The following is an 8,677-nucleotide window of genomic DNA, read 5'->3' as shown; positions in this document are numbered from 1 at the left end:
GCCGGGGCACGCCCGCGACCGCGGGCGGCGTGCGCACCGGCTCGGGGCGGACGGCGGTGCCGTGCTGCGGTCGCGGACGCGGCCGGACCGGGGCCGGCACGGGAGACGGTGTTGGATTCATGGACGAGCCGGATCCCTTCGTGCGCCGACGGATTGCCGCGCCACCCGGCCGGCCGGGGCGCACCGCACCCTGGGGAATGCGGAAGCCCGGAGACCGGACGGGATGGCGCGTTCCTACAGCACACCCGGATACGGGTGGCACACCATCTGGCGAACCCTGGCGAACCCTGGCGAATGCCCGCGCGCCCCTTCGGGGGCGTCTCGCGAGGGCTACTGTCGAGGCAGCCGAGAACCTGGGGGCTTCGACGTGACCAAGGGACCCAACACCCGCCTGGCGGACCTGTTCGGCCTCACCGGCTGGTCCAAGGGCGAGCTCGCCCGGCGCGTGAACCGGCAGGCGGCGGCCATGGGCCACCCGCAGCTGGCGACCGACACCTCCCGGGTGAGGCGCTGGATCGATGTGGGGGAGACCCCGCGCGACCCGGTGCCGAAGGTGCTGGCGACCCTGTTCACCGAGCGACTCGGCCGTGTCGTGACCATCGAGGACCTCGGGTTCAGCCGATCGGGGCAGGCAGGCGGGCGGCAGTCCGTCCACGGGCTGCCGTGGGCCCCCGAGCAGACCGCCGCGGTCCTCACCGAATTCACCGGAATGGACCTCATGCTCAACCGACGCGGCTTGGTGGGCGCGGGCGCCGCGCTCACCGCGGGACCGGCGCTCAGCAGCGCCCTGTACGACTGGCTCCGAACCGACCCGGCTCCGGCGGGAGCCCCCCGGCCGGGCGGCCCCCCGCCCGCCGTCCCCGCCTCCTTCGACCGCTACGAGGCCGCGCCCGTCGGCTCGGAGGAGGTCGAGTCCCTGGAGCACTCCGTGGAGGTCTTCCGCGCCTGGGACGCGGCCCGCGGCGGAGGCCTCCAGCGCAAGGCGGTGGTGGGTCAGCTCAACGAGGTGGGCGGCATGCTCGCCTACCGCCACCCGCAGCACATCCAGCGGCGGCTGTGGGGGGTGGCGGCCAACCTGGCGGTGCTGGCCGGCTGGATGTCCCACGACGTCGGCCTGGAGCCCACCGCCCAGAAGTACTTCGTCATCGCCGCGCACGCGGCACGCGAGGGCGGTGACCGGCCCCGGGCCGGGGAGGCCGTCTCCCGGGCCGCGCGCCAGATGGTGCACCTGGGCAGACCCGACGAGGCTCTGGATCTGATGAAGCTGGCCAGGGCCGGCTGCGGCGAGGAGACCCTGCCGCGCACCCGCGCGATGCTGCACACCATCGAGGCGTGGGGCCCCGCCTCGATGGGGCGCGGCCAGGCGATGCGGCGCACCCTCGGGCGGGCCGAGGACCTGTTCGTCTCCGACCGGGGGGACGTGCCGCCGCCCAGCTGGATGCAGCTGTTCGACGAGGCCGACCTGCACGGGATGCAGGCGCTGGCGTACCGCACCCTGGCCGAGCACGACCCTCCGGCGGCCAGGACGGCCGAGCGGCACGCCAAGGAGGCGCTGCGGCTGCGGGAGAAGGGCCGCGAGCGGTCGAAGATCCTCGACTACATCTCCCTCGCCTCGGCCTGCTTCATCGCCGACGACCCCGAGCAGGCGGACCGCTACGCACGGCTCGCCCTGGTCACCATCGGCAGCACCTCCTCCCACCGCACCTGGGACCGGCTGCGGGAGATGTACCGGCTCACCGGGCGGTACGCCGGATACCCGGAGGTGGAGGACCTGCGCGAGGAGATCGCACTCACCCTGCCCACGGCCCCCGGGTCCCCCGGCGCGCAGGCCGGGGGGCCCGGGGGGCGGAGCGGTGGTGTAGCGGGGGACGGCGGCCCTCGTGCCCGGCCGTCCTCCGGCCGCGGGCCGCCCGGGGCCGCCGTCCTCTGTGCGCACGGACTCGGCGCGGCGCCGCGGTACCGGTATCCTTCGGCGGCCGGAGTGACCGCTCTCCGCACGGTGCCGGGAACCCGTGGGGACCCGGGGTGAACGGGGGACGGACCCTCGGTGACCGGCCGGAACGCCGGAGAGCGGAAATCCCGTTGCCAGTCCCTCACCCCGCACCGGATGCTGACCTTATGTTCGCCGATTCCGTCGATTCCGACATAGCGCCCAGCGGTACGCTGCTCGGCCTCCTCCAGAGGGGCCGCGGCGACGGCACGCTGCACGCTCTGGCGGCCCCGCGCGCCGAAGCGCTCGCCGCGCTGAGCCGCTGCCTGCGCTGTGACCCCCGGCGCGACTGGCGGCTCGAGCACCGCTCCCTGTACTACGCACGGCTCCACGTGGAGCTGGACGCCGGGCTCGATGACATCGAGGAGCACCTGTTCGGCCCCGACGACCTCACCGACACCGGCGAGGAACGCACCGGACTGGCCCTCTCCGTCCTCGGACACCTGACCTCCTACGGCGACCGCGACGCTCTGCTGCTGCTGCGCCGCTACGCCTCGCGCGGCGCCAACTGGCGCTGGGCCCTGGACGAACTGGCCGTCCGCGACGACGACGCCGGCCTGCGTCCGCTGGGCCCCGCCGTCCTGGCGCGCTTCCCGCGCACCCCCGAGGGCGACGCCGAGCTGGCGGCTGCCGTCCGCGACGCCTTCGAGCCCAGGCCCTGGCGGCTGTGGGCCGAGGACCCCACCCGTCCCGAGCAGGGCGAACGCATCGGGCGCGCCCGTGAGCAGGGCTCCTTCGGCCGCTGGCGGCGCCAGCTGAGGCCGGCCGGGCCGCGGCCCGGCTGGAGCGTGCGCGCGGTGCTCGACTGGGCCCAGGAGGGCGACCGGATCCCCTTCGCCGACCCTGCCGTCGGCGGACCGCTCGCCTCGGCGCCCGGAGCTCTCACGGGCCGTGACCCGCGGTACCGCGAGGCCGCCGCGGCCCGCTGCCTGGCCGCCGTCGCCGGGCCCGAGGACCGCTCCGAACTGCTCGACGCCGCCCTGTCCGGTCCCGGCCTCGCGCGCGCGGTGGCCCTGCGCCACCTGGCCGATCGCGGCGACCCGGCCGCGCTGGACCTGATCGAGGCGGCCGTGGCGGAGTCGGGCGTCCCCGGCTCCGCCGATTCCCCGGACGACCTCCTGGGCACCGTCGCCAGGGCCGCGCTGGACGCCCTCTCCCGGATGCGCGGCACCGCCGCACTGGAACGCGCCCGCCGGTGGGCACGGCGCGAGGACGCCCTGGGCACGGCGGCCGCCACGCTGCTGGCCTGCCACGGCACGGAACGGGACGCACCTTCGGTGACGGCCGCCCTGCGCCGCACCGTGCGCGCCGAGGGGCCCGACTCCGACGCCCTGTGGCCGCTGGTCGACGGCGCCGGACGGCTGGCCGTGCACCGGGCTGCTCCTCTCCTGCGGCACGTCTACCGCGAGACGTCCTCCTCCCAGCTGCGCGGCCGGACGGCCCGGGCCCTGGCCGCCACCGACCCCGCCTTCGCGGCGGGCTTCGCCATCGAGTGCCTGTGGGACTGCGAGGAGTCCACCCGTGAGATCGCCGCCCGCCACGCGGCCACCGGCGACACCCGGGTCGTCGAGCGGCTGCGGCGGCTGGCCGCCGATCCGGCCGAGGAGGAGGGGGTGCAGAGCGCGGTGCGAGGCCGGCTCGGCCCGGGGGACGCCGCTCGCTGACCGGCCCCGCCCGCGGTACCGGTCCGTTCCCGGGTGAGAACCGGCAACCGCTCACGGGCCGTTCCCCCGGCGGACACGCGAATGTTGTCGTGGGCACGCAAGCAATGGCCAGAACCGCCGTATGAGAACCCGGCTGAAAGTCGCCATCGTCACCGAGTCCTACCCTCCCGATGTCAACGGTGTGGCCCACTGCGCCTGGCAGACCGCCGTCCACCTCGCCCGGCGCGGCCACAGGCCACTGGTGGTCGCCCCCGCTCCGCCTCCCGGTACCCGCACCTCCGCCGACGGCCCGGCGCCCGTCGTCCACGTGCCCTCCCTGCCCCTGCCCGGCTACCCGCAGGTGCGTGTCGCCCTGCCCAGCCGGCGGCTGGGAGCGGCCCTGTCCGCACACCGTCCCGACGTGGTCCACCTCGCGGGGCCTTTCGTTCTCGGTGTACGGGGCGTGGCCGCCGCCGCACGCATGGGCGTGCCCACTGTGGCCGTCTACCAGACCGACCTGGCCGGATACGCCCGCACCTATCTCGGTGCCGGAGAGGGCGCCGCCTGGCGCCGGATACGCGCTGTGCACACCGCCGCCGACCTCACGCTCGCCCCGTCCACCGTCTCCGCGCGCGAGCTGGCCGACCGGGGTGTGCCGCGCGTACGGCTGTGGCCGCGCGGGGTGGACACCGGACGCTTCGACCCCGCGCTGCGCGACGAACGCCTGCGCCGTGCCCTGGCGCCCGGCGGCGAGGTGCTCGTCGGATACGTCGGGCGGCTGGCCCCCGAGAAACGCGTCGATCTCCTGGCCGGGGCCGCCGCCCTGCCCGGCGTGCGCACGGTGGTGATCGGCGACGGGCCGAGCGGCCCCGCACTGCGGCAGGCGATGCCCGGCGCGCTCTTCCTCGGCCGCCGCACCGGCGACGATCTCGCCCGGCTCTTCGCCAGTCTGGACGTCTTCGTGCACACCGGCCCGTTCGAGACCTTCTGCCAGACGGTGCAGGAGGCACAGGCCGGTGGCGTCCCCGTGATCGCCCCCGCCTCGGGCGGGCCGCTGGATCTCGTCGAGCAGGGCCGCACCGGGCTCCTGGTGCCTCCCGGCGACGCCGGCGCCGTGACAGAGGCGGTGCGCACCCTCGCGGCCGATCCCGCGCTGCGCGCCCGGCTGGCACGGGCGGGGCGGGCGGCTGTGGCCGGACGCACCTGGGAGGCCGTCGGCGACCGGCTCCTGGAGTACTACGCCGAGGCCCTCGATGCCCGGGCCGCCCGGTTGGGAGCCGCCGTGTGAGCGGACTGCGGACCGTCGGACCGGTCGGCCTCGCCACCCCCGCCCCGGGCGGACTCCGCACCGCCCCGCGCGAACCGGGCGGGGTCACCGCGCCGCCGCCCGCGACGCGCGCCCGTGGAGCCCGAGGCCGGAGCCGGCGGGCACGGGAGCCCTCCGTCGTTTCGATCTTTGTCAGTGCCAGCGCCTAATCTGTGCCGTGTGACCGCAGCAGTATCCACACCGTCTTCCGGCCCCGGGCGGCCCGCGCCCGGCCCGGCCGCCGACGAGGGCCTGGCCCGGCGCCTGCGGGCCCTGGCCTGCACCGCGCCCCTGCACGACCTGGACGCGCGCAAGGCCAATCTGGCCGGGGAGTACGGCACGTACTCGATGGCCGAGGTGGCGCTGGCCGCCATCGACCTGGTCACCCTGCACATGGACTTCGACACCGGCGCCGACCACGAGGAGATAGTGGCCCGGCTGCTGCCGCGGGTCGCGGCCCAGGCCCCGCGGCGGCCCGCCGCCGAGCACGAGCGGGTCGCCCGCTGGGTCCTGGAGAACCTGATCAACGTCGGCAGTGTCGACCGTGGCTTCCGCGCCGTCTACGGCACCTTCGGCCCCGACGGCGAGTACGTGCGGCGCGACTACGACTTCAAGCTGATCGAGGAGGTGCCGGGCCCGGGCGGGGGCGTGTACCTGCGCACCACCGACGAGGCGGTCAACGTCCTGGTCGGCGCCCTGGACACCGACGTCACCAGCGCGCAGATCGCCGCCGAGGTCAAGCTGGAGGTGCTGGTCGGCCGGGGCCGCCTGGCCGACGCCCAGCTCGCCGCCGAGCAGGCCCGCTACCGCACCGTGCAGTACGCCGAGACACTGCGCCGCACCCTGGAGGCCACCCGGCGCAACGTCCGCGCGGTCGACTGGCTCAACGACGTCCCCGACATGATCGCCGAGGCGCTCGACCACGTCGCCGACCGCTACCGCCACGAGAACGCCATCCTCACCAACATCCGCAGGGCGCGGGACGAGGCCCCGGCCGACAGGAACCCCGACCACAAGCTGCGCGCCGCCGAACTGGTCGACATCGTCAAGGACTGCATCCGGCGCCACACCCAGCTCCAGTACCGGCTGCTGGAGGCCGGACCGCTCTTCCGCGCCGAGCAGGACCGGCAGGCGTTCGCCCCGCCCGCCGCCGGCGCCGGCCTCGACCTGTACGGGCAGCTGCTGGCCCCCCTGCTGCCATTGCCGGTGGAGCGGGCCGGCAAGGTCACCGACGCCTTCTTCGCCCGCGGCACCGGGCTGCGCACACCGACGGCCGTACGACTGGGGGACCTGACCGAGATGCTGCTCACCCCGCCCGCGCCCCGCGAGCACCTGGGCGCCGAGATGCCCGAGCCGGATCTGGTCGCCACCCCCGACGACAGCCGGTTCAGCGAGGAGCAGCTGGAGGCGGCCCGGGAGCTGCTGGATCTGCCCGCCGACGCCCCCCGCCGGCTGTCGGGTCTGCTGGCCGAGGCCCGCCGCCGCGACCCGGACCTGCCCTACCTGGTGGCACTGCTGGCGGTGCACGCCGCCAGCCCGCCGGTCGGCACCGCCTACCGGCAGGGCGAGCGGCGCCTGCTGTTCGCGGTGGACGACGGCACGGAACTGGACGACTCGGAGTTCGGCGGCGCCGACCTCGTGGTGGGGACGGCCCAGCTGGACGCCGCGGGCATGGCGGCGGACCGCACGGAGGTGGCATCGTGAACGAGTACGGCCCGTACGGCGGCCATGACGGCTACGAGGGGTACGACGAGCGGGAGGGGCCGGGCGGACCCGGGACGCAGCCCCCGCCGGAGCCCGGGGACCGGCCCGGCGACCCGGTGGCGTCCGGCAGGTCCGCCGCCCTCACCCCGCCGGACGCCGCCGACGCCGCCCGGCTGGTCTCCTTCGGTCTCCAGCCCAAGCTGCTGCCCGCCCGCGACGCCGAGTACGCGCAGCTGCTGCGCCGCTACCGGGAGGAGCCCGCGTTCGCCCGGCTCGCCGACGCCGTCGCCACCGGACTCGGGCTGGTCGTGCTGGAGGTCTCCCCGCGCGCGGGGATGGCTGTCACCGCCGCCGAGGGCTCCGTCTTCGCCGTGCGCATGGGCGACTACGCCCGTCGCGCCACCTCCGACTCCACCGACCGCTTCCTGCACGGCCTGGCCCATCTGGCCGTCGCGGCCCTGTCCTTCCCCCGCCCCGAGGACCTGGCCGACGACGGTTACGTCGGCAGGATCTCCGTCAACGGCGTGGACGCCTTCGTCCGCCAGGCCTGCCGGAGACTGGAGGAGCGTGCCGAGAGGGAGGGTGAGAACACCGACCCGGCCAGCGACGCGCCCGGCCTGGAGGCCGCCTGGCGGGTGTACACCCGGCGCAGCGCCACCGGAGCCACCAAGGACTCCCGCCGACTGGCAGGCTCCACCACCGGGATCGTCGCCAAGGCCGCCGCCTTCCTGGCCGACTCCGGTTTCCTCCAGCGCACCGGCGACGAAGCCGGGGGCACCTACCGCACCACCGCCCGCTACCGGCTCCAGGTGCGTGACATGGCGGGCAGCGCCGCCATGACCGAGCTGCTGGAGCTGGGAGTGGTGCCCGTCGGCGACGGCAGCGCCACCCTGCTGCCGCCCCCCGACCCCGACGCCCTGGAGCCGGCCGCCGACGCCGGACTCCCCTTCCACAGCTGACACCCGTCCCCTCCGACGCCAGAGCAACGAGAGCCCCGCCGCCATGTACGAGCTGTCCCGGATCCGCCTCTACTCCATCGGGCCCGCCGGTGCGCGCTACGCCGACACCGTGCTGGACCTGCGCGGAGTCGGCGAACCGGTGCCCAGCCCCGCCCCCGCCCAGGCGGACTTCTTCGAGGACGAGCCGGTCGGCCCGCCGCGCCGCCCCGCGCCCGCCGGAGTGCTCTTCCTGGAGAACGGCGGCGGCAAGTCCGTGCTGCTCAAGCTGATCTTCTCGGTGATGCTGCCCGGTCACCGCAACACCCTCGGCGGCGCCAGCTCCGGCGTGCTGCGCAAGTTCCTGCTGGCCGACGACTGCGGGCACGTCGCCCTGGAGTGGCAGCACACCCTCACCGGGGAGACCGTCGTCGTCGGCAAGGTCAGCGAGTGGCGCGGCCGCCAGGTCTCCAGCGACCCGCGGAAGTTCGCCGAGGCCTGGTACAGCTTCCGCCCCGGTCCGGGCATGAACCTGGACTCACTGCCCGTGGCGGAGTCCACCGCGCTGCGGCCCGTCGCCGAGGGAGCCTCCTCCGCCCGCGGCCGGCGCCGCACCATGAAGGGCTTCCGCGATGTCCTGGTGGAGACGGGCAAGGCCTACCCGGGCCTCGACGTGGTCTGGGAGGAGGTCCACGAACGCTGGAACGAGCATCTGGGCCACCTCGGCCTCGACCCCGAACTCTTCCGCTATCAGCGGGAGATGAACGCCGACGAGGGCGAGGCCGCCGGTCTGTTCGCCGTCAAGAACGACTCCGACTTCACCGACCTGCTGCTGCGCGCCGTCACCGACACCCGCGACACCGACGGGCTGGCCGACCTGGTGCACGGCTTCGCCCACAAGCTCGGCCGCCGCGCCGAACTCACCGCCGAGAAGGACTTCACGGCCGGGTCGCTGGACCTGCTGCGCCGCATCGACGAGGCCGCCCGGCACCGCGAGCAGGCCCGTGCCGTCCACGCCGGAGCCGAACAGCGCACCCGCACCCTGGCCCGGCGGTTGTCCGCCCGCGGCACCGAGGAGCGCGGGCGCGCCGCCGAACTC

The 8,677-nt window shown here is 75.6% G+C and carries 5 protein-coding genes and 1 pseudogene; all 6 read left to right on the top strand.

What is annotated here, in order from left to right; all coding sequences use genetic code 11:
* Positions 1-367: 367 nt before the first annotated feature.
* Positions 368-2,029, top strand: a complete 1,662-nt coding sequence (locus AC2CJA_RS20400; protein WP_484604127.1) for a DNA-binding protein NsdB — start codon at positions 368-370, stop codon at positions 2,027-2,029.
* An 89-nt stretch (positions 2,030-2,118) separates the two neighbouring features.
* The gene (locus tag AC2CJA_RS20395; protein WP_484604126.1) at positions 2,119-3,654 is read left to right on the top strand and encodes a HEAT repeat domain-containing protein; all 1,536 of its coding nucleotides are present in this window, start codon (positions 2,119-2,121) and stop codon (positions 3,652-3,654) included.
* A gap of 133 nt (positions 3,655-3,787) precedes the next feature.
* Positions 3,788-4,921: a glycosyltransferase family 4 protein gene (locus tag AC2CJA_RS20390; RefSeq protein WP_484604129.1), complete on the top strand. Its 1,134-nt coding sequence runs from the start codon at positions 3,788-3,790 to the stop codon at positions 4,919-4,921.
* 198 nt (positions 4,922-5,119) lie between these two features.
* The gene (locus AC2CJA_RS20385; RefSeq protein ID WP_484604125.1) at positions 5,120-6,643 is read left to right on the top strand and encodes a hypothetical protein; all 1,524 of its coding nucleotides are present in this window, start codon (positions 5,120-5,122) and stop codon (positions 6,641-6,643) included.
* A gap of 116 nt (positions 6,644-6,759) precedes the next feature.
* Positions 6,760-7,602 carry a hypothetical protein gene (locus tag AC2CJA_RS20380; RefSeq protein ID WP_484604128.1) on the top strand — a complete coding sequence of 281 codons (843 nt, stop codon included), beginning with the start codon at positions 6,760-6,762 and terminating at the stop codon, positions 7,600-7,602.
* A gap of 43 nt (positions 7,603-7,645) precedes the next feature.
* A pseudogene (locus tag AC2CJA_RS20375) lies at positions 7,646-8,677 on the top strand (hypothetical protein); the annotation flags it as partial.

This window comes from Streptomyces sp. ATLC9, from assembly GCF_057196705.1.
The sequence above is the reverse complement of the archived record's forward strand: the minus strand, read 5'-3'. Positions and strand labels throughout refer to the sequence as shown.

Bases quoted from the DNA above. Each gene is read 5' to 3' on its own strand.
- AC2CJA_RS20395 (WP_484604126.1), top strand. From the start codon at position 2,119: ATGTTCGCCGATTCCGTCGATTCCGACATAGCGCCCAGCGGTACGCTG.